Raw genomic sequence first — 20,521 nt, 5'->3', positions numbered from 1 at the left:
TATGGATAAGTCGATCACCCACGCAACCTGCATCGAATCCGTCGCCACCGGCGACAGCGTATCGCTGGCCGTGGAAACGCATCACGCGGATGGCGCGCCCACCCTGCTGTTCGCCCACGGCTTCGGCCAGACACGCGGCGCGTGGAGCGGCGCAGTCGCCGCGCTGGCGGCACGCGGTTGCCGCTGCATCAGCTTCGATGCGCGTGGCCATGGCGAGAGCGGGCGCGTGCCGGGCGGCGCCTATCACATGCAACAGTTCGTGGACGATCTGCTGGCGCTGGCGCGGGCACAACCCGAACCGCCCGTGCTGGTCGGGGCCTCGATGGGCGGCCTGCTGGGGCTGGTGGCCGCGGGCGAGACACAGCCGCCGCCGTTTCGTGCCCTGGTGCTGGTGGACATCACGCCGCGCTGGGAGACCAGAGGCGTGGAACGCATCCTGGCCTTCATGCAGGCGCATCCGGCCGGCTTTGCCAGCTATGCCGAAGCCGCGGAGCAGATCGCCGCCCACCTGCCGCATCGCCCCGGCCGCAAGAGCGAGGAACAATTGCGCCCGCTGATGCGTGCCGGCAGCGATGGCCGTCTCCGCTGGCACTGGGACCCGGCCCTGCTGGCCGGCGACCTGATCGCCGAGAGCGAGCGCTACCAGCCACGCCTGTTCGCCGCCGCTGCGCGGGTGGACGTGCCGGTGCTGCTGCTCTCGGGCGAGCACAGCGACGTGGTGTCGCACGCCACCGTCGCCGAGTTCCGGCAACTGGCGCCGCATTCGCGCCACGTCGAGGTGGCGGGCGCCACCCACATGCTGGCGGGCGACGCCAACGACGCGTTCACCCGCGAGATCGCACATTTCATCCAGTCACTGGACGATGCAGACGCCCGGCCGGGCGCGCGCATCGCCTGATCGCAACAGCCTGTCCGCAACGAGGAAGTCGAGATGGCCGTGATACTCACCTTGCTGGCGGCGCTGGTCGCCACCGGCGCCTGTGCCTACCACCGCAGCAGCCTGCGCACGTTCGCGATCGTCGCGCCCGTGGCCACGCTGCTCGTCGGCCTGGCTGCCGGCGCGCACTGGACCACCTTCCTGCTGCTGGTCATCGAACTGGGCACCGCCGTGCCGCTGCTGATGGACGGCTTCCGCCGCAGGCAGATCACGGCGCCGCTGCTCAAGATGTTCGCCAAGGTCACGCCGAAGCTGTCCGAGACCGAGCAGACCGCGCTGGAAGCTGGCACGGTGGGTTTCGAGGGCGAGCTGTTCTCCGGCAAGCCGGACTGGCACGAGTTGCTGAAGCAGCCCAGGCCCGAGTTGAGCGTGGAGGAGCAGGCCTTCCTCGACGGCCCGGTGGAGGAGCTCTGCGGGATGATCGACGACTGGCAGATCACCCACGAACTGGCCGACCTGCCGCCGGAGATCTGGGATTTCATCAAGAAGAACCGCTTCTTCGGCATGATCATCCCCAGGCAGTACGGCGGCCTGCAGTTCTCCGCGCTGGCGCATTCGGCGGTGCTGCAGAAGCTGTCGACGATGTCGGCGACGGTGGCGTCCACCGTGGCGGTGCCGAACTCGCTGGGCCCGGCCGAGTTGCTGCTGCACTACGGCTCGGACGAGCAGAAGAACTACTACCTGCCGCGCCTCGCGGTGGGCGAGGAGATTCCCTGCTTCGCCCTCACCGGCCCCTACGCCGGCTCCGACGCCACCTCGATTCCCGACGTGGGCATCGTGTGCAAGCAGGTCGTCGACGGCGTCGAGACGCTGGGCATCCGGCTTACCTTCGACAAGCGCTACATCACGCTGGCGCCCATCGCCACCGTGGTGGGCCTGGCCTTCCGCATGTACGACCCGGAGCACCTGCTGGGAGACAAGGAAGACCTCGGCATCACGCTGGCCCTGCTGCCGCGCTCCACGCCGGGGCTGCAGATCGGCCGCCGCCACTTCCCGCTCAACATCCCGTTCCAGAACGGCCCGATCCACGGCAAGGACGTGTTCGCGCCGCTCAGCACGCTGATCGGCGGCCCGCAGATGGCCGGCCACGGCTGGCGCATGCTGGTGGAATGCCTGTCGGTGGGGCGCGCGATCTCGCTGCCCTCCAATGCCACCGGCGCGATGCGCGGTTCGGCCGTGGCCACCGGTACCTATGCGCGCATGCGCAAGCAATTCGGGCTCGCCATCGCCCGCTTCGAGGGCGTGGAAGAAGCGCTGGGCCGCATCGGTGGCCTCACCTACGCCACCACCGCCTTGTCGCGTGCCACGGCGGCGGCAGTGGACCGCGGCGAGAAACCGGCGGTGCCCTCGGCCATCGCCAAGTACCACGCCACCGAGTGGGCGCGCATCGTGGCCGGCGCCACCATGGACGTGCATGGCGGCAAGGCGGTGCAGCTCGGCCCGAGGAACTACGCCGGGCGCGGCTGGAACAGCGTGCCGATCGCGATCACGGTGGAAGGCGCCAACATCATGACGCGCAGCCTGATGATCTTCGGGCAGGGTGCGATCCGCTGCCATCCCTACGTGTTGAAGGAAATGCAGGCGCTGTCCATCGCCGACTACGGCGATCGCCTGCGCAGCTTCGACAAGGCGCTGTTCGGCCACATCGGCTTCGGCATTTCCAACGCCGTGCGCAGTTTCGCCATGGGCCTCTCCGGCGGCCGCCTGGGCGATGCCGCCGGCGATGCCTACACGCGGCGCTACTACCGCAAGCTCAACCGCTACTCGGCGGCGCTGGCGCTGTGCGCCGACACCTTCATGGGCGTGCTGGGCGGCAAGCTGAAGTTCAAGGAGAAGCTCTCCGCGCGCCTTGGCGATGTGCTGAGCTACCTGTACATCGCCAGTGCGATGCTCAAGCGCTACGAGGACACCGGCCGACCGGAGGCGGATCGCCCGTTCCTCGCCTGGGGTTTCCACGAGTGCATGTGGCTGATCCAGAACGCGCTGGACGGCGCCATCCGCAACTTCCCGGTGCGCCCGGTGGCGTGGGTGCTGCGGGCGCTGGTGTTCCCGTTCGGCCGCCGCGAGGTGCCGCCGTCGGATCGCCTGGGCCGGCGTGTCGCGACCTTGCTCACCGCGCCGAACGAGGCACGCGCGCGCCTTGCCGAATGGGTGTACCTCACGCCCACGGCCAACAACACGGTGGGCCGCATGGAGGCCTTGCTGCCCGATGTGATCGCCGCCGAGCCGGTGGAGCGCAAGTTCCTCAAGGGCCTGAAGGCTGGCCAGTTCAAGGCGCACGACTACGACGGCCAGCTGGCCGAGGCGCTGGCCGCGGGCGTGCTCAGCCAGGCCGAGCACGACCTGCTGAAGCGGGTGCACACGGCGGTGTTCGAGTTCATCTCGGTGGACGATTTCGATCCGTCCGAACTGCGCGCGGCGGTGACCCGCGCGGACGAGCGCCGCAAGCAGCTGGCCGACGCGGCGTAAGCCTCGCCGCAGCCGGCACCATGGACGAACGGGGCGCAGGTCGCCCCGTTCGTCCGTCAGGAGATAGGAACATGGGCAGCGCGTTGAAACTGTGGCAGCGGTTGTCCGGATCGCCTGCCGGGCGCTGGCTCTATGGCCGGCTGATCTGCCTCAGGGCGCCGTACTTCGCCACCATCGCGCCACGCTTCGTGGTGCTGCAGCCGGGGCGCTGCGAGATCGCGATGCGCGACCGCCGCCGCGTGCACAACCATATCGGCACCGTGCATGCGATCGCACTGTGCAACCTTGCCGAACTGTGCGCGGGGATGATGACCGAGGCCACGATCCCCGCCGGCATGCGCTGGATACCGAAGGGCATGGCGGTCGAATACCTCGCCAGGGCGTGCGGCGACATGCATGCGACAGCGGTGCCGGAGCATCCGGCCGCGGAGTCCGCCGAGGGTTATCCCTGGCCGGCGCTGGTGCAGGTGCGCGACGGCGCGGGTACCGAGGTGTTCCGCGCCCGCATCGAGATGTGGCTGTCGCCACGCCGCCGGGAATGAAGCCTCAGGCGGCGTGCGCCACGTCGAGCAGGCAACGGTTCTTGCCGGCCCGCTTGGCTTCGTAGAGCGCCCGGTCGGCGGCCTGGATCAGCACCTCGTCCGACGGCATGTCGTGGCGCCATACCGCGATGCCGATGCTGGCGCTGACCCTGGCCACCACCTCGCCGGACGGGCCGGGCAAGGGGTAGGGCAGGGCCAGCGTGTCGCACAGCTGCTGGCAGCGCTGGAGCAGCAGCGACAGCTCGGTGGCGTCTTCGAGGATCAGCGCGAATTCGTCGCCGCCCAGCCGCGCCACCGTATCGTCGGCGCGCACGTGTTCGCGCAGGCGGTCGGCGATGGCCTTGAGCAGGGCATCACCCACGGGGTGGCCATGGGTGTCGTTGACCGCCTTGAAGCCGTCGATGTCGAGCATGGCCAGCGCGAAGCCGCGGCCCGGCGTCGCGGGTTGCGCGATGGCGTCGCGCAGGCGCTCGTGGAACAGCGCGCGGTTCGGCAGGCCGGTGAGCATGTCGTGGGTGGCCTGGTGGCGCACCTGGGCCTCGACGCGCCGGCGCTCGGCGATCTCCGCCTGCAGCTGGCGGTTGCGCTCGGACAGCTCGCCCAGCGCCTGCTGCAACTGCATGCGCGCGTTGTAGAGGTCGAGGAACACGCGCACCTTCGAGCGCAGGATGGTGTCGTTGACCGGCTTGGCGATGTAGTCCACCGCGCCGGAGCGGTAGCCCTTCAGGCGGTTGACGTCGTCGGCATAGGCAGCGGTGACGAAGATGATCGGCGTGCCACGCAGTTGCTCGGCCTCGCCGAGCAGGGTGGCCACCTCGAAGCCGTCCATGTCGGGCATGTTCACGTCGAGCAGGATCAGCGCGAAGGTGTGTTCCAGGCACAGCGCCAGCGCCTCGTTGCCGCTGGTCGCCTCGACCAGCTCGGCGCCGCAGTCGCCGAGCAGGCGGCGCATCGCCACGAGGTTGGCGCGGGTGTCGTCGACGACCAGGAGCTTCGGGCGTGCATCGTTCATGGCAGGCACAGCTGGTTGAGCAGGGGAGCGATCGCATCCAGCGGAACGCAGTGGTCGGCGCCGGCACGGTCGATGGCCGCCTGCGGCATCGCGCGGGCCAGTGCACTGTCCGGCGATTGCACGATGGCGCAACCGCCCAGCCGGCGCAACTCGTGCATGCCCTCGGCGCCATCGGCGTTCGCGCCGCTGAGCACCACGCCGACCAGGGCGTCGCGCCATGCTGCGGCGGCGGAGGCGAAGAGGACGTCAATCGAGGGGCGCGACAGGTTGACGCGCGCATCCGCCGACAGCGTGAAGTGCAGGTCGCGTTCCACCAGCAGGTGGTAGCCGGCGGGAGCGACCTGCACCACGCCGCCGCGCACCGGCTCGCGCTCCGCGGCCTCGATCAGCGGCAGCCGCGAGGCGCGGGCCAGCAGTTCGCACAACAGATCCACCGTCTCCGAGCCGGTGTGGCAGCAGACCAGCACCGCTTGCGGCAGGCGTGGGTCGAGCCCGCCCAGCACGGCCCTCAGCGCCTCGGGACCACCGGCCGAGCAGCCCAGCACGATCGCGGCCGGGCGCTTCACGGCCCCGGCCCCGCTGCGGCCGCGCGGCGGTAGATCCGCAGGTTGGCATCCACGGGCGTGAAGTCGGCCGCGGCTCCGGAGGAACCCGGGCGCTCGCGCAAGCCCAGGCAGAGGAAGCCGCCACGCACCAGCGAGTCGCGGAACCGCGCGAGGCAGCGCTGCTGCAGCGGGTTGGAGAAATAGATCAGCACGTTGCGGCACAGCACCAGTTGCGCCTCGCAGAACACCTCGTCGGCCACCAGGTTGTGCTGGGCGAACGTGACGTTGCGGCGCAGCCGCCGGTCGAGCTTGAGCAGGCCGTAGCGCGCGCTGCAGTAATCGGCCAGCGAATGGCTGCCGCCGGCCGCCACGTAGTTGCGCGACCATTGCTGCGCGGCGCGCAGCGGGTAGATGCCTTCGCGTGCCTGCTCCAGCATGAGTTCGCTGAGGTCGGTGGCGAAGATCTGGCTGCGTTCGTACAGCCCGGCCTCCTCCAGCAGGATGGCCAGCGAATACACCTCCTCGCCGCGCGCGCAACCCGCCTGCCAGATGGTGATCTGCGGGTGCGTGGCGAGCTGCGGCAGCACCTGCTCGCGCAGTGCGCGGAACACGGAGGGGTCGCGGAACATGTCCGAAGCCGGCACCGACAGCCCTTCCAGCAACTGCGGCAGCAGTTCCGGCTCGTGCAGCACGCGATGGATGAGCGTGCTGATCGCACCGTCGCCGTCGCCGTGGCGCTTGGCCAGCTGGCGCACGCGGCGCAGCAGCGAGGCCGGCGCGTACTGGCCGAAGTCGTAGCCGTGGCGTCGCCGCATCGCCTCGACGAACAGGTCGAGTTCGATGCCTTCCAGCTCGATGTCATCGGGCGCGCGACTCACTGGAGCCTCAACGACGCAGCCAGACGCGGATCATCGCGTTGAGCTTGTCGAGGTCGACCGGCTTGGAGAGGTAGTCGTTCGCCCCGGCCGCGAGGCACTGCTCGCGGTCGCCGCGCATCGCCTTGGCGGTGAGCGCGATGATCGGCAACTGCGCGAAACGCGGCTGGGCGCGGATCTGCCGGATCGCCTCGTAGCCGTCCATGCCCGGCATCATGATGTCCATCAGCACCAGTTCCAGCGCGTCCTCCTCTTCCAGCATGCGCAGCGCCCTGGGGCCGTCCTGCGCCATGCTGACCTTGAGGCCCCAGCCGCGCAGCACCTTCGACAGCGCGAACAGGTTGCGCATGTCGTCGTCCACCAGCAGCAACTGGTGGCCCTCGAGCCCGTCGGCGACGGTGGCCGTGCTGGCGGACGGCTGCTGGCGGATGCGGTGCAGGAACAGGCTGACCTCGTCCAGCAGCCGGTCCGGCGAGCGCACACCCTTGATCACGATGCTGTCGGTGTACTGGCGGATGCGCAGGTTTTCCTCGCGGCTGAGGTCGCGTCCGGAGTAGATCACCACTGGCGGCACGCTGCCGTCGGCGCCAAGGCGCTCCAGCAGTTCCATGCCGGAGAGGCCGGGCAGGCCGAGGTCCAGCACGACGCAGTCGTAGGCGTTGCGCGCGATCTGTTCCAGCGCCTGCTCGGCGGAGCCCGCCTCGTCGATCTCGACGCGGTCCTGCCGCAGCAGGTTGCGCAGGGCGCTGCGTTCGGCGGCATCGTCCTCCACCACCAGCACGCGGCGCATGCGGTCATGCGCCGCGTGCAGCAGGCGGTCGACCGCCGCGTTGATCTGCTCGCGGCTGACCGGCTTGGTGAGGAAACCCGCCGCGCCGAGTTCGCGGCCGTGCGCGGCGTCGTCGGCCGCGGAGAGGAAGTGCACCGGGATGGAGCGCGTGGCCGGGTCGGCCTGCAGCCGCTCGGCCACCGTCCAGCCGTCGATGCCCGGCAGCATCACGTCGAGCAGGATGCCCAGCGGGCGGTAGCGTCGCGCCAGCTCCAGCCCGCTTTCGCCGTCGTTGGCGAGCAGCATGGGGTAGCCCTTCTGGCGCACCATGTCGGCGAGGATGCGGGCGAACGCGGGGTCGTCCTCGACGATCAGGATCGACGCCTCGCCGGGGGCGAGGCGTTCGCGGTCGTCGGGCAGGTTGCCCGGCCGCAGCGCGGGGTTGGGCAGTGGCCGCATGGGCGAGGGGGCTGCTGGTTCCGCGGCCGCCGCCGGCGCGGCCACGCTGCGCTCGGGGAGCAGCAGGGTGAATTCGCTGCCGCGGCCGCTCTCGCTGCGCAGCGCGATGTCGCCGCCGAGCAGGGCGGCCATGCGCCGCGAGATGCTCAGGCCCAGGCCGGTGCCGCCGTAGTGGCGGCTGGTGCTGGAGTCGACCTGCTCGAACGCGGCGAACACCTTTTCCAGCTTGTCGGCGGGAATGCCGATGCCGGTGTCGGTGACGCTGATCGCCAGCAACGGCTGGTCTTCCAGCGACACGGGCAGCGTCAGGTCGGCGGCCGGATGGCCGATGCGCACCTGCACCGAGCCGGCGGCGGTGAACTTGAAGGCGTTCGCCAGCAGGTTGTTGACGATCTGCTCCAGCTTGCCGGGGTCGGTGTGGATGTGCGCGGGCAGCCCGTCGACCAGCTGCACGTCGAAGCCCAGCCCCTTGTCGCGGGCCACGTGGTCGAAATTGCGGCGCAGGCTGCGCGCGAGGTCCTCCAGCGCGTAGTCGTCCAGCGCCAGCTCCATCTTGCCGGCCTCGATCTTGGACAGGTCGAGGATGTCGTTGATCAGGCGCAGCAGGCTGCTGCCCGCGTCGTGGATGATCTGCGCCGATTCGACTTCCTCGGCGTCCAGCCGGTGGCCCGCGTTCTCGGCCAGGCTGCGCGAGAGGATCAGCAGGCTGTTCAGCGGCGTGCGCAGCTCGTGCGACATGTTGGCGAGGAACTCGCTCTTGTACTGGCTGGCGCGCGCCAGTTCGCGCGCCTTCTCGGCGGTGTCCGCCTGCAATGCCACCAGCGTCTGCTTCTGTTCGTACAGGGTGTCGCTCTGCAGGCGCAGCTCCTCGTTCGAGGCCTGCAGCTCCTCCGCCTGCACGCGCAGTTCCTCCTCGGAGGCCAGCAGGCGCTGCGACTGCTCCTCCAGCTCCATGGTCTTCGCCTGCAGGATGTCGTGCGACTCGCGCAGCGCTGCCTGCTGCTGGCGCATGGTGATGCTGCCGACATGCAACTGGTCGGCCTGCTCCTGGGTCTGCTCCAGCAGGTCCTGCGTGCGGACGGCGCGGCCGAGGTTGTCCAGCGACAGGGCGACCATCGGCAGCAGCTGTTCCAGCAATTGCCGGTGCAGCGCCGCCGGGGCCTCGAAGCCGGCGAATTCCAGCACGCCGATCAGGCGGTCGCGCAGCAGCACCGGCCGGATCGACAGGTGGCGCGGCAGCGCGCTGCCGCTGCCGGAGTCGATGCGCAGGTAGTCGTCGGGCAGGTGGTCCAGTTCGATCGGCTGGCGGCTCAGCGCGCATTGGCCGACCAGGCCCTCGCCCGGCAGGTAGCGCACGGCGGGATCGGCACCCAGCCGCAGGCCGTAGCTGCCGATCAGGTCCAGCCGCCCGCTGGGTTCGTCGTGCAGGTAGAACAGGCCGACGCCGGCCTTGAGCAGCGGCATCAGCTCGCTGGTCAGCCGTTCGGCGTAGGCGCGGTGGGTGGTGGTCTCCTGCAGTTGCCGCGAGATCGCCGTGACCTGGCCTTTCAGCCGGGCGTTGTCGTGCGTCTCGATCGCCATTTCCTTGAACACCTGCAGCGCGCGGGCGATCTCGCCGATCTCGTCGCGACGTTCTACCTGGCGGATCTCGACGCTGTGGTCGTGCGCGGCGAGCCGGCTCATCTGGTCCGTGATGCGCCGCAGCGGCCGGGTGATCAGGCGGAAGCACAGCGAAATCACCATCATGCCCAGCAGCAGCATGAGCAGGGTGAAGGCGCCGTCGGTCACGCGGGTGCGCGTCATCAGGCTGTCCAGGCGTGCCGTACGGCTGGACAGCAGGTCCCGTTCGTCGGCACTCATCAGGTCGAGCTGGGCGAGGATGTTGTCGGCGCGCACCGAGCGGTGCTCGATGTAGTCGGCCTGGATGCGCTGTCTTTCCGTGACCTGCTGCGCGGGGTCCAGCGTCTCGAGTCTCTGCAGCGGCGCAAGCATGCCGACATTCACTTCCTGACGCCATTGCGCCATCAGGTTGTCCAGCCGGTCGATGCGTGCCTGCTGCAGCGGGTTGTCGGCCGTCAGCTTGCGCAGCTGCTGCGCGAGCCCGGGGTATTCCTGCATGCTTGCGAGGTAGCTGGAGCGCTCGTCGGCGCGCTGGTCGAGCAGGTAACCGCGGATGCCGACCTGGGCGGTCTTGGCCGCGTGGGTGATCTCGTCGATCTGCTGCAGCACCGCGTAGGTGTGCACGTACCAGTGCCGCGCCACGTCCTGCTGGCGCAGCGAATCCAGCGTGAGCAGGTTGGCGCCCAGCGACACGCCGAGCAGCAGCACGATGGCCAGCTGGATCTTGCGCTGGATCGGCTGGTTCGCCAGCCAGGAGTATTTCCGGTGCTTGGTGCGGGTCGTCGCGGGCATGGTCGTGTCGCCGAATGTTCCGGAGGACTGGCCATCGCACGTCCCTGTCGTGCGCGGGGCAGTTGCTGCGCACTAGGGTAACCGCTGCGGGCACCCGGCCATAGCCGGGCGCCCGCCGGGGCTTGGAGACCTTGAACAGGCTCTCAGCGTCGCCGCCAGCTGGGCGGCACCACCGAGTGCCGGCGCAGGGCCAGCGCCAGCAAGGCCGCCGAGCACAGCAGGCACAGCGTCAAGGCCACCACCGAGGCCTCGGCGCCGAACACGCCGCCGCTGAGCCAGTCCGGCCCCGTGCGCGTGGACACCAGCCAGCCGTCGGCCTTCATGCCCGACACCGGGATGCCGTAGACCGTGCCCTGGCAGAAGTTCCAGGCCGCGTGCAGGCCCATGCAGAGCGGCAGCGAGCGGGTGACGTGGTAGAGCAGGGCGAACAGCAGGCCGGCCTCGATCGCGATGGCGGCCGAACTCCATGCGGTGGCACCCGGATTGCCGGCATGGGCGAAACCGAAGAACAGCGCCGAGACCAGCAGTGCGGCCCAGGTGCCCAGACCTTCCTCGATGATGCGGAACAGCACGCCGCGGAACAGGATCTCCTCGCCGATGCCGGCGCCGATGCCGGCGAGCAGCAACGCCGGCAGCCAGTCGGCGTGCGGATTGAAGCCGGTGACGTGATAGCTGCCCAGCAGCCAGAGCACGCCGACCACCGTGCTGAACAGCAGGCCGCCGGCCAGCAGGCCGCCGAGTGCGCCGGGCCAGCGTCGCAGTGCCAGTTCCGCCGGCTTGCGGCGTTCGACGATGCGGACCAGGAACAGGTAGGTGACGATCGCCGGCAGTACGAAGACCGCCAGGTAGACCAGCGCCGAACTCATCGGTGTCCTGGCCATGCCCCGCATGAGCGCGTGGACGAGTGCCGAGGCCGCCCGATTCAGCACGATGAAGGCCGCCATGAAGATCACGATGCGCGCCAGCGGTGAACAGACCAGCCAGCGTTTCCAGGCCGGCGCGGTGGCCGGCGTGGCGTAGGCGAGCGACGGTGTCGGATTCATGCGTGCTATCCCCTGGATGAAGTGCCGCAGAGCCTAGCGGGTGCACGGCATTCCGTCTGCGTGACTTCCGCCACGCGAGGATGCGTTACAACTCCACCGCGGTCGCGTGCTCGCGCGTGGCCGAGAAGCGCACCGCGGGCGAACGTTCCTGCGCCAGCTGCAGGTTCACCCGCGAAGGCGCGAGATAGACCAGCTCGCCGGCACCGTCGATGGCGAGGTTCATCGCGTTCTTCTCGCGGAACTCCTCCAGCTTCTTCGCGTCGTCGCAGTGCACCCAGCGCGCGGTGGACACGGTCACCGGCTCGAACGCGGCGTCCACGCCGTACTCGTCCTTGAGCCGGTAGGCCACCACGTCGAACTGCAGCACGCCCACCGCGCCGAGGATCAGGTCGTTCGACATCAGCGGCCGGAAGAACTGCGTGGCGCCTTCCTCGGACAGCTGCGCCAGGCCTTTCTGCAGCGCCTTCATCTTCAGCGGATCGCGCAGACGCGCGCGGCGGAAAAGTTCCGGCGCGAAGTTCGGGATGCCGGTGAACGACACCGGCTCGCCCTCGGTGAAGGTGTCGCCGATGGAGATGGTGCCGTGGTTGTGCAGGCCGATCACGTCGCCGGGATAGGCGGTTTCCACGATCTCGCGGTCGCTGGCCATGAAGGTCAGCGCGTTGGCGATGCGCACCTCCTTGCTGGTGCGCGTCTGGATCATCTTCATGCCGGCGCTGTAGGTGCCCGAGCAGACGCGCATGAAGGCCACGCGGTCGCGGTGCGCGGGGTCCATGTTGGCCTGGATCTTGAACACGAAGCCGGTGAGCTTTTCCTCCTCCGGCTGCACCTCGCGCGAGGTGGTGGCGCGCGCGCGCGGCGCGGGCGCGTGCTCGACGAAGAAGTCCAGCAGCAGCTGCACGCCGAAGTTGTTCACGGCGGAACCGAAGAACACCGGCGTGAGCTTGCCGGCGAGGTAGTCGTCCAGGTCGAACGAGGGCGCGGCGCCCTGCACCAGCTCCAGCTCCTCGCGCAGCTCGGCCAGGGCTTCACTGCCGAGGGCGGCTTCGAGGCCCGGCGCGTCGAGGCCCTTGAAGATGGTGGAGTCCTGCCGGGTGAAGTTCTTGCCCTGCTCGAACAGGTGCACCTCGTCCAGCAGCAGGTGGTACACGCCCTTCAGGCGTTTGCCCATGCCGATCGGCCAGGTCAGCGGCGCGCAGGCGATGCCGAGCACGGATTCCACTTCGTCCAGCAGCTCGATCGGCGACTTGCCCTCGCGGTCGAGCTTGTTGATGAAGGTCATGATCGGCGTGTCGCGCAGGCGGCACACCTCCATCAGCTTGATCGTGCGCTCCTCCACGCCCTTGGCGCAGTCGATCACCATCAGCGCCGAGTCCACCGCGGTGAGCACGCGGTAGGTGTCCTCGGAGAAGTCCGCGTGGCCGGGGGTGTCGAGCAGGTTGACGATCTTGCCTTCGTAGGGGAACTGCATCACCGACGAGGTCACCGAGATGCCGCGCTCCTTCTCCAGCGCCATCCAGTCCGAAGTGGCGTGGCGCGCGGCCTTGCGGCCCTTCACCGAGCCGGCCATCTGGATCGCGCCGCCGAACAGCAGCAGCTTTTCCGTCAGCGTGGTCTTGCCCGCGTCAGGGTGGCTGACGATGGCGAAGGTGCGGCGGCGGCGGGTTTCGTCGAGATGGGTGGACATGAGAGGCGTCGGTCGATGTGCTAACCGCCTATTCTAGCTTGCACGGGCCCGCTTGGCCCCAGGCCGGGTTGCGCCGGCCCGGCCATCCCGGGGATGATCCGTGCCCTCCCTCGAAGCTGCGGAGCAGCGTGCCATGAACACGTCCAGGCAATAAGCCAACGGCAAGGCGCCTGCGCGCCTCGCTTTCCATGACTTTTTGCTGGAGACGCAACAATGGGTCGTCTGAAGGGCAAGGTCGCGCTGGTGACTGGCGCGGCAAAGGGGATTGGCGCTGCCATCGCAGCGGCCTTCGTCAATGAAGGTGCGTCGGTCTATGTGACCGACATCGATGCCGCGTGCGGTGAAGCGACGGCATCGCGGCTTGGCGAGGCGGCGGTGTTCCTGCCGCTGGACGTGCGCGATGAAGCGCAGTGGCGCAAGGCGGTCGGTCGGGTGCTGGCGCTATCGGGGCGCCTCGACGTGCTGGTGAACAATGCCGGCATCACGGGATTCGAGGCCGGCTTCGTATCGCACGATCCGGAGCACGCCAGCCTTGCCGAGTGGCGGCGCGTGCACGAAACCAACCTGGACGGTGTGTTCCTCGGTTGTCGCGAGGCGATCCGCGCGATGCGCGCGACCGGGCCGGGGTCGATCATCAACCTCTCGTCGCGCTCCGGCGTGGTCGGTATCCCGGCGGCGGCCGCTTACGCATCGAGCAAGGCGGCGGTGCGCAACCACACCAAGAGCGTGGCGCTCTATTGTGCGGAGCAGGGTTTGCGCGTGCGTTGCAATGCCATCCATCCGGCCGCGGTGCTCACGCCGATGTGGGAGCCGATGCTCGGTAGCGGCGAGGAACGCGAGGCGAACATGACGGCTTTCGTCAGGGATACGCCGCTGCGGCGTTTCGGCAGGCCGGAAGAGGTGGCGGCCGTCGCCGTCCTGCTCGCTTCGGACGAGGCGACCTACATGACGGGTAGCGAACTCCACATCGATGGCGGCATCCTTGCCGGTTCGGCGGCTGCGCCAAAGAGTAGGGCCGACGGCGAGGCATAGCTGCCGTCCCGAAACGAAGAGCCCGGGTCATGGCCCGGGCTCTTCGTGGAAGCATGCTGCCCTGCCGTCAGCGCATGATGCCGGTATGCCCCAGCGAGTAGCGGCCCGGCTGCGGCCATACCGCGAGGCCGTGCGGTTCGGCGCCGACCTTGATCTTGCGCACCGCGCCGGTGCTGGTGTCGAAGGCGTAGACCACGTCGTCGAAGCGGCCGGACAGCCACAGCGTCTTGCCGTCCGCGCTGACGTTGCCCATGTCCGGGCTGCCGCCGCCGGGGATCGGCCAGTTGGCGACGACCTTGCGCGTGGCGAAGTCGATCACCGACACGCTGCCCTTGCCGCCGCGCGGGCCGTGCACCTTGTTGGAGCCGCGGTTGGCCACGTACAGCCGGGTGCCGTCGCGGCTCGGGTATTCGCCGTGCGTGCCCACGCCGGTCTTGATGAAGCCGATCTTGCTGAAGCTGTCGCCGTCGATCAGGAACACGCCGTCGGCCATCATGTCGGCGACGTAGAACACCTTGCCGTCGGGCGATACGCGGATGTCCTGCGGCATGCCGTGCTTGTCGAGGTCGAGGTAGCCCAGCACCTTGTGCTCGACCATGTCGATCTTGACCAGCTTGCCGCCGAACTCGCAGGTGAAGATGGCGTAGCGGCCGTCGATGGAGAAGTCGGCGTGGTTGATGCCCTTGCACTCCGGTGCGTTCACGCTGAACTTCAGCGCCATGGTGTGCGGGTCGCGGAAATCCAGCCGCGCATGCGCCTCGGCCACCACGATGGCGAACCTGCCGTCGGGCGTGAAGTACATGTTGTACGGGTCATCCACCGGGATCGCTGCGCCCGGCTTGCCGGTCTTCGGGTTGATCGGAGTGAGGCTGCCGGTGTTGCGGCCCTCGGAATTGTTGGTGACCCACAGCGTCTGCAGGTCGTACGCGGGCACCACGTGCTGCGGGCTGCGGCCCACCTTGAAGGTGTCGATCACCTTGTAGGTGGCCGGGTCGATCACGCTGACGCTGTCGCCGCGCAGGTTCGGCACGTAGATGCGCGGCAGCGCGCCAGCCACGGCGGGGCTGAACATGTCGCGCCCGGCCTGGCTGTACATGTCGGCGGGGTTCACCACACGCGGCATGCCGGGCACGGTGGCCACGGATTGCGCCATGGCCGCGGCGGAGGCGCAGAGGCCGGCGAAGGCGCTGGCGAGCAGGGCGAGGCGGGGAGGACGACGGGTGCGTTGGGTCATGATCGGTTTCGCTGTGGGAATGGGGAAAGCGAGCGAGTCATTATCGCCCAGACGTGTCCTTGCGGATCGCCTCGACGGTGCGCGCCACGATGGCATCGATGCCGAGCTGGCCCAGCGCTGCGCTGGAGCGGTGCGGGTCGCCGCCGTACACGCCGTCGGCGGTGCCGGGCTTCGGCGCGCTGTGCAGCGCGTCCAGCCGCACCATCTGCGGCGCCACGGCCAACTGCAGCGAGGTGTCGGCCAGGCCCGCGTGGGTGCCGATCTCGTCGTCGCGGACGCCGTGCTGGCGCAGGATCTGCGCGTAGCCGGTGGAGCTGGCTTCGTAATACTCCGGCGGCGCGAAGGCGCGCGCCTGCGTGCCGGCCCATTGCCGATTCAGCTGTGCGACCACTTGCCGCAGGTCTTTCTGGTAACCGCCGTGGTCGCCGAGGAAGACGACGTTGCGGAAGCCATGCACGGCGAAGCTGTTCGCGGCCGAGGCCAGCAGCTGCTCGAAGGTGGCGTCCGGGATGGTGATGGTGCCGGGGAAACGCATGTGCGAGGTCGGCGGCGCGTAGCCGCCCTCGGGCACGTAGTCGACGGTCGGCGCCACCAGCGCGTCGCCCAGCTTCTGCGCGATGCGCTCGGCCAGCACGGTGGCGCGGCGGTTGTGCTTGCCCACCGCGATGTAGGGGCCGCTCTGCTCGGTGCCGCCGATGGGGATGATGAGGGTGGTCTTGCCGGCGTGGACCTGGTCGCGGATCTCGGTCCAGGTGAGGTCCTGCAGCTGCACGGTGGCTGGCGTCTGCGCGAACGCGGCCTGTGCGACGGATAGCAGCGCGGCGAGTGCGAGGGCGCGTTTCAGGAAGCGTGGGGACATGGGGTTCCTTGCATGAGATGGGCGGATTCAGGCGGCCTTGAACGTCACCACCAGCACGTCGCGGTGCGCGGTCTGCGCCGGGTCCTTCGGCACCACGGGGGTGACGCCGTGGAACACGCGGTGGTCGTCCAGCAGGGCCGCGTCGAAGGCGCGGGCCAGGGTGAACTGGCCCAGTTCGCGGCCGTCGGGGGCGTGGATGGTGGTGGTGCCGCGTTCGATGTTCTCGCGGTCGACCAGCAGCACCAGCACGTAGTCCACGCCGTCGCGGTGCACGCCCTCGGGCGTGGGCTCGCCGGCCGCGTCGGCGCGCGCCTCGATGCGGAACTGGTGCACTTCGATGCGCCAGTTGCGCACCTGCGGTGCCAGCGCGCCGAAGCCGTCGCGGCAGAACGCGAGGATGCGTTGCAGGCTGGCGCCGTCCGCGACGGCCGGCTCCACCGGCTCGAACCAGCGCTCGATGCCGCCCTGCAGGGCGTTGTAGGCCACGCTCTGGTAATGCGGCTGGTGCGGCTCGTGGCGGATTGCGCCATCGGCAGTGGCGGCGAAAACCGCGTGCCGGCGGCGGCGGTGGCGACCGCGCGCGGCCAGGTAGCCGTCGTCGCCCAGTGTGTTCCAGCTCGCGGCGAACACGGGCCAGTCGGCGAGCGTGGCCGCGTCTAGCAGGCCACGCATGGCGTCGGCGGTGACGAAGGCGAAGCCGTCGCGCTGCAGGGTCGCGTGCAGGTCGGGATAGGTGGGGTGGTCCATCCGCGCAAAACTAGCAGTTTGCGCATGAAGCGGCACTGGCTGGTACGTGGCGGGATGCGGGCAAAGCCTTGCGCCGGCTGGTGAAGTCCTCTCCCGCTTGCGGGAGAGGGTGCCCGCGAGGGCGGGAGAGGGTGTCCGGGCAGGGCGAGGTGGTTGGGTAAATCCGTGCCCTCTACCTTAGCCCCTCTCCCGCTCTCGGGAGAGGGGAGGAAGCGGTCGTGCGGTTCAAATCGCCCATGACAAATGGCCATATGAACGTCCAGACGTTTAGACGTCTATTGACATGGCGCAAAGTCATATGCAGAATCCGCCGTACTCATCGAGACCGGCTGAGGGACAGGCCCTTTGAAGCCGGGGCAACCTGCGGAATGTTCCGCGACGGTGCCAACTCCTGCGGTGGTGCGAAGGCACGCCGGCAGATGGGCAGCTTGCGCAGCGGCGTCGTGCCGCATCTGCGCGGGGCTCCTCTCCGGCATCCGCAGGACGATGCCGAACGGAGAGACGCATGAGCCAGCCGCAGCCCGAAACCTGTATTCCCTGTGCCGACGTGGTCGGCCCGTCCGTGGCGCCGCGCGCGCTGGGCGCGCAGCGCAGCACGCGGCGGCTGGCGCTCAGCCCGAAGTACGGCAACGGCCCGCGCGAAGTCGACGTGCGCTACCTGTGGTGCGGTGCGCCGGACGCGCCCACCGTGATCGTGCAGGGCGGGATCTCCGCCAACCGCGACGTCACCGCGCCGGCCGATACCGCGGCGGGCTGGTGGCAGGCGCTGGTGGCCGAGGATGCGGCGATCGACCTCGCCCGTTTCCGCGTGCTGGCGATCGACTGGCTTACCCCGGCGGAGCTGGGCACCGCCACTATCTCCAGCGAGGACCAGGCCGATGCGCTGGCCGCCCTGCTCGACGCGCTGGGCATCGTCAAGGCGCATGCCTTCGTGGGTTCGTCCTACGGCGCGATGGTGGGCCTGGCGTTCGCCGCGCGGCACGCGCAGCGCGCCGACCGGCTGGTGCTGCTGGCCGGCGCGCACCGCGCCCACCCGTTGTCCACCGCGCAGCGCAGCGTGCAGCGCGGCATCGTGCGGCTGGGCCAGTCCAGCGGCCAGCTGGACGAGGCGCTGGCGCTGGCGCGCCAGCTCGCCATCACCACCTACCGCGGCAGCGCCGAGTTCGGCCGCCGCTTCGCCGGCGAGCCGGAATGGCGCGGCGAGCGCTTCCATTTCCCGGTCGAGGACTACCTCGAGCACCAGGGACGCCGTTTCGTCGAGCGCTTCGACGCCGACCGTTTCCTCGCGTTGTCCGAGTCCATCGACCTGCACGACGTGGCGCCCGAGCAGGTGCCGCTGCCGACCACCCTGATCGGCTTCCCGTCGGACCGCCTGGTGCCGCTGGCCGACCTCTGCGAACTGCAGCGCCGCCTGCGCGGCCCCGCCACGCTGGAAGTGGTGGAGTCGCCCTACGGCCACGACGCCTTCCTCAAGGAGCCGGAGCAACTCGCGCCGCTGCTGCGCGAAGCCCTGCGTTGAAACACACATAACAACGACATTCTGGATTCCGGGAGCAACCCCATGAGCGACAACGCCACCTCCATCACCCGCGCCGTGCGCGCCGGCATCGAGAGCGACACCCAGCACGGCGCCGTGGTGCCGCCGCTGCACCTCTCGACCAACTACAGCTTCGAGGGCTTCGGCAAGAAGCGCCCCTACGACTACTCGCGCAGCGGCAACCCGACGCGCGACCTGCTGGCGAACGCGCTGGCCGAGCTGGAGCAGGGTGCGGGAGCTGTGGTCACCGCCAGCGGCATGGCCGCGGTGGCGCTGGTGCTGGAGCTGGTGCCTGCCGGCGCCACGGTGCTCGCCGCGCATGACTGCTACGGCGGCACCTGGCGCATCCTCGACGCCTGGGCGAAGAAGGGCCGCTTCGCGGTGCAGTTCGCCGATCTCACCGATCCCGCCGCGCTCGCAGCCGGCCTCGCCGCCAAGCCTGCGCTGGTGTGGGTGGAGACGCCGTCCAACCCGCTGCTGCGCATCACCGACATCCGCCACGTGGCGCAGGCCGCGCACGCCGCGGGCGCGCTGGTGGTGGTGGACAACACCTTCCTCTCGCCCGCGCTGCAGCAGCCGCTGGCGCTGGGCGCCGACGTGGTGGTGCACTCCACCACCAAGTACATCAACGGTCACAGCGACGTGGTCGGCGGTGCCGTGGTGGCGCGCACACCGGAGCTGGCCGAGCAGCTCAAGTGGTGGGGCAACTGCAACGGCCTCACCGGCGCGCCGTTCGACAGCTACCTCACGCTGCGCGGCCTGCGCACGCTGGGCGTGCGCCTGCGCCAGCACCAGGAAAACGCCGAGCGCATCGCCGCGCACCTGGACGGCCATGCCGCCGTGCGCAAGGTGTACTACCCCGGCCTCGCGTCCAACCCGTACCACGCGCTGGCCGCGCGCCAGCAGCAGGGTTTCGGCGCCATGCTCAGTTTCGAGCTGGAGGGCGACGAGACGCAGATCGCCGCCTTTGTCGATGGACTGGAATATTTCTCGCTGGCCGAATCGCTGGGCGGCGTGGAGAGCCTGATCGCGCATCCGGCCACCATGACCCACGCCGCGATGGCGCCGGAAGCGCGCCACAAGGCCGGCATCGCCGACACCCTGCTGCGCGTGTCGGTGGGCATCGAGGATGGCGACGACCTGCTGCGCGACCTCGACGCCGGGCTGGCGCGTGCGGTGGCCGCGGGCAAATCCAAACGCGCGGTGGGTGCATGAGCGCGGTGCTGGCCGAAGCCGCGCCCGCGGCGAAACGCGAGGCGGCACCCGCCGTCGCCGTGGTGCTGCTGGGCACCGGCGTGGTCGGTGGTGCCTTCCTCAAGCTGCTCAACACGCCGGCCGCCGCTTCCCTGCGGCTGGTGGGTGCGGCGAATTCGCGCCGCCAGCAGACCGAGCCGGCGAAGCTCGCCGAGCGCAACCTGCGCGAGCAGCTCAAGAGCACCGGCGTGCAGCGCGACGACGCGGCCCTGCTCGCTGCGCTCGACGCCAGCGATGCCACGATCAAGGTGATCGTGGACGCCACTGCCAGCGGCGAACTCGCTGCGCGCCACGCGGAATGGCTGGTACGCGGCTACCACGTGGTCACCGCCAACAAGTCGCTGGGCGGCGGCGAACTGCCGGGCTGGCGCGCGCTGCAGGCCGCGCTGGCCAATGGCGCGCGCTACGGCGATTCGGCCACCGTGGGCGCGGGCCTGCCGGTGCTTTCCACGCTGCGCCGGCTGCGCCAGTGCGGCGACGCGCTGCTCACGCTGGAAGGCGTGTTCTCCGGCTCGCTCAGCTACCTGTTCAACGGCTACGACGGCAGCCGCCCGTTCTCCGCGCTGCTGCGCGAGGCGCGCGAGCGCGGCTACACCGAACCCGATCCGCGCGCCGACCTTTCCGGCGAGGACGTGGCACGCAAGCTGCTGATCATCGCCCGCAACGCCGGCTTCGCGCTGGGCTGGGACGAGGTGCAGGTGGAAAGCCTGGTGCCCGAGCCGCTGCGTGCGATCGACACCGAGCAGTTCCTCGCCCGCCTCGAGGAACTCGACGAACCGCTCGCCGCCCTCCACGCCGAGGCGAAGGCGCGCGGCAACGTACTGCGTTTCCTCGCCCGCCTCAACCAGCGTGGTCACGCCCGCGTGGGCCTGGTCGAAGTGTCGGCCGAGCACCCTGCCGCGCGTCTCTACGGCACCGACAACCAGTTCGCGCTCACCACCACCCGTTACCACACCCAGCCGCTGGTGATCCAGGGGCCGGGCGCGGGGCCGGAAGTCACCGCGCAGGCGCTGCTGGGCGACGTGCTGGCGCTGGGCTGAGTTTCTGCCGTCATGCCCGCGCAAGCGGGCATCCATTGTTCGCATGCGTCGAAAATCAACATGGATGC

The 20,521-nt window shown here is 69.6% G+C and carries 16 protein-coding genes and 1 riboswitch; of the genes, 7 read left to right on the top strand and 9 right to left on the bottom strand.

The window, feature by feature from the left end:
- Window position 1: 1 nt before the first annotated feature.
- From IHE47_RS10435 to IHE47_RS10425, 3 genes are all read left to right on the top strand, one after another.
- Window positions 2-898, top strand: coding sequence for an alpha/beta hydrolase (locus tag IHE47_RS10435; RefSeq protein WP_192105831.1), 897 nt, complete (start codon window positions 2-4; stop codon window positions 896-898).
- 33 nt (window positions 899-931) lie between these two features.
- Window positions 932-3,406: an acyl-CoA dehydrogenase gene (locus IHE47_RS10430; RefSeq protein ID WP_192105830.1), complete on the top strand. Its 2,475-nt coding sequence runs from the start codon at window positions 932-934 to the stop codon at window positions 3,404-3,406.
- A 71-nt stretch (window positions 3,407-3,477) separates the two neighbouring features.
- Window positions 3,478-3,948, top strand: coding sequence for a hotdog fold domain-containing protein (locus tag IHE47_RS10425; protein ID WP_192105829.1), 471 nt, complete (start codon window positions 3,478-3,480; stop codon window positions 3,946-3,948).
- 4 nt (window positions 3,949-3,952) lie between these two features.
- Here the strand turns inward: IHE47_RS10425 and IHE47_RS10420 are convergent, their stop codons facing one another.
- The 6 genes from IHE47_RS10420 to IHE47_RS10395 all read right to left on the bottom strand — a co-directional run bounded on the left by IHE47_RS10420 (window position 3,953) and on the right by IHE47_RS10395 (window position 12,750).
- Entirely contained in the window at window positions 3,953-4,960 is a 1,008-nt protein-coding gene (locus IHE47_RS10420; protein ID WP_192105828.1) for a diguanylate cyclase, read from the bottom strand.
- Window positions 4,957-5,526 carry a chemotaxis protein CheB gene (locus tag IHE47_RS10415; RefSeq protein WP_192105827.1) on the bottom strand — a complete coding sequence of 190 codons (570 nt, stop codon included), beginning with the start codon at window positions 5,524-5,526 and terminating at the stop codon, window positions 4,957-4,959. The genes IHE47_RS10420 and IHE47_RS10415 overlap by 4 nt, the downstream gene beginning before the upstream one ends.
- Complete coding sequence (locus IHE47_RS10410; RefSeq protein ID WP_343227470.1) at window positions 5,523-6,383, bottom strand: CheR family methyltransferase; 861 nt, start codon at window positions 6,381-6,383, stop codon at window positions 5,523-5,525. The genes IHE47_RS10415 and IHE47_RS10410 overlap by 4 nt, the downstream gene beginning before the upstream one ends.
- Before the next feature lie 7 nt (window positions 6,384-6,390).
- Window positions 6,391-10,020, bottom strand: coding sequence for a response regulator (locus IHE47_RS10405; RefSeq protein WP_192105826.1), 3,630 nt, complete (start codon window positions 10,018-10,020; stop codon window positions 6,391-6,393).
- Between the two features lie 143 nt (window positions 10,021-10,163).
- The gene (locus tag IHE47_RS10400) at window positions 10,164-11,063 is read right to left on the bottom strand and encodes a type II CAAX endopeptidase family protein (protein WP_192105825.1); all 900 of its coding nucleotides are present in this window, start codon (window positions 11,061-11,063) and stop codon (window positions 10,164-10,166) included.
- 85 nt (window positions 11,064-11,148) lie between these two features.
- A complete protein-coding gene (locus IHE47_RS10395) occupies window positions 11,149-12,750 on the bottom strand; it encodes a peptide chain release factor 3 (protein ID WP_192105824.1) in 1,602 nt (533 codons plus the stop codon).
- 213 nt (window positions 12,751-12,963) lie between these two features.
- Between IHE47_RS10395 and IHE47_RS10390 the strand changes: the two genes are divergently transcribed.
- Entirely contained in the window at window positions 12,964-13,782 is an 819-nt protein-coding gene (locus IHE47_RS10390) for a glucose 1-dehydrogenase (RefSeq protein ID WP_192105823.1), read from the top strand.
- A gap of 67 nt (window positions 13,783-13,849) precedes the next feature.
- On the opposite strand, the gene IHE47_RS10385 is transcribed toward IHE47_RS10390, so the two are convergent.
- From IHE47_RS10385 to IHE47_RS10375, 3 genes are read right to left on the bottom strand one after another with little or no spacing between them, the layout of a single operon-like run.
- Window positions 13,850-15,016: a YncE family protein gene (locus IHE47_RS10385; protein WP_192105822.1), complete on the bottom strand. Its 1,167-nt coding sequence runs from the start codon at window positions 15,014-15,016 to the stop codon at window positions 13,850-13,852.
- Window positions 15,017-15,056: 40 nt separating this feature from the next.
- On the bottom strand, window positions 15,057-15,875 hold the full coding sequence (locus tag IHE47_RS10380) for a creatininase family protein (protein WP_192105821.1): 819 nt from the start codon (window positions 15,873-15,875) through the stop codon (window positions 15,057-15,059).
- Window positions 15,876-15,902: 27 nt separating this feature from the next.
- A complete protein-coding gene (locus tag IHE47_RS10375; protein ID WP_192105820.1) occupies window positions 15,903-16,622 on the bottom strand; it encodes a 2OG-Fe dioxygenase family protein in 720 nt (239 codons plus the stop codon).
- Between the two features lie 313 nt (window positions 16,623-16,935).
- Window positions 16,936-17,048, top strand: a riboswitch (SAM riboswitch).
- Window positions 17,049-17,127: 79 nt separating this feature from the next.
- Between IHE47_RS10375 and IHE47_RS10370 the strand changes: the two genes are divergently transcribed.
- Genes IHE47_RS10370 through IHE47_RS10360 form a run of 3 tightly spaced genes read left to right on the top strand, consistent with a single transcriptional unit; the run spans window position 17,128 to window position 20,453 of the window.
- The gene (locus tag IHE47_RS10370; protein WP_192105819.1) at window positions 17,128-18,141 is read left to right on the top strand and encodes a homoserine O-succinyltransferase; all 1,014 of its coding nucleotides are present in this window, start codon (window positions 17,128-17,130) and stop codon (window positions 18,139-18,141) included.
- A gap of 42 nt (window positions 18,142-18,183) precedes the next feature.
- Window positions 18,184-19,374: a cystathionine gamma-synthase gene (gene metB / locus IHE47_RS10365; RefSeq protein WP_192105818.1), complete on the top strand. Its 1,191-nt coding sequence runs from the start codon at window positions 18,184-18,186 to the stop codon at window positions 19,372-19,374.
- Window positions 19,371-20,453, top strand: a complete 1,083-nt coding sequence (locus IHE47_RS10360) for a homoserine dehydrogenase (protein WP_192105817.1) — start codon at window positions 19,371-19,373, stop codon at window positions 20,451-20,453. Before metB ends, IHE47_RS10360 begins: the two co-directional genes overlap by 4 nt.
- Window positions 20,454-20,521 lie beyond the last annotated feature (68 nt).

Source organism: Rhodanobacter sp. DHB23, from assembly GCF_014842975.1.
In the GTDB taxonomy this organism is placed as follows: Bacteria; Pseudomonadota; Gammaproteobacteria; order Xanthomonadales; family Rhodanobacteraceae; genus Rhodanobacter_A.
This window is presented reverse-complemented; position numbering and strand designations above follow the sequence as displayed.

Bases quoted from the DNA above. Each gene is read 5' to 3' on its own strand.
- IHE47_RS10435 (WP_192105831.1), top strand. From the start codon at position 2: ATGGATAAGTCGATCACCCACGCAACCTGCATCGAATCCGTCGCCACC.
- IHE47_RS10430 (WP_192105830.1), top strand. From the start codon at position 932: ATGGCCGTGATACTCACCTTGCTGGCGGCGCTGGTCGCCACCGGCGCC.
- IHE47_RS10425 (WP_192105829.1), top strand. From the start codon at position 3,478: ATGGGCAGCGCGTTGAAACTGTGGCAGCGGTTGTCCGGATCGCCTGCC.
- IHE47_RS10420 (WP_192105828.1), bottom strand. From the start codon at position 4,960: ATGAACGATGCACGCCCGAAGCTCCTGGTCGTCGACGACACCCGCGCC.
- IHE47_RS10405 (WP_192105826.1), bottom strand. From the start codon at position 10,020: ATGCCCGCGACGACCCGCACCAAGCACCGGAAATACTCCTGGCTGGCG.
- IHE47_RS10400 (WP_192105825.1), bottom strand. From the start codon at position 11,063: ATGAATCCGACACCGTCGCTCGCCTACGCCACGCCGGCCACCGCGCCG.
- IHE47_RS10395 (WP_192105824.1), bottom strand. From the start codon at position 12,750: ATGTCCACCCATCTCGACGAAACCCGCCGCCGCCGCACCTTCGCCATC.
- IHE47_RS10390 (WP_192105823.1), top strand. From the start codon at position 12,964: ATGGGTCGTCTGAAGGGCAAGGTCGCGCTGGTGACTGGCGCGGCAAAG.
- IHE47_RS10385 (WP_192105822.1), bottom strand. From the start codon at position 15,016: ATGACCCAACGCACCCGTCGTCCTCCCCGCCTCGCCCTGCTCGCCAGC.
- IHE47_RS10380 (WP_192105821.1), bottom strand. From the start codon at position 15,875: ATGTCCCCACGCTTCCTGAAACGCGCCCTCGCACTCGCCGCGCTGCTA.
- IHE47_RS10375 (WP_192105820.1), bottom strand. From the start codon at position 16,622: ATGGACCACCCCACCTATCCCGACCTGCACGCGACCCTGCAGCGCGAC.
- IHE47_RS10370 (WP_192105819.1), top strand. From the start codon at position 17,128: ATGAGCCAGCCGCAGCCCGAAACCTGTATTCCCTGTGCCGACGTGGTC.
- metB (WP_192105818.1), top strand. From the start codon at position 18,184: ATGAGCGACAACGCCACCTCCATCACCCGCGCCGTGCGCGCCGGCATC.
- IHE47_RS10360 (WP_192105817.1), top strand. From the start codon at position 19,371: ATGAGCGCGGTGCTGGCCGAAGCCGCGCCCGCGGCGAAACGCGAGGCG.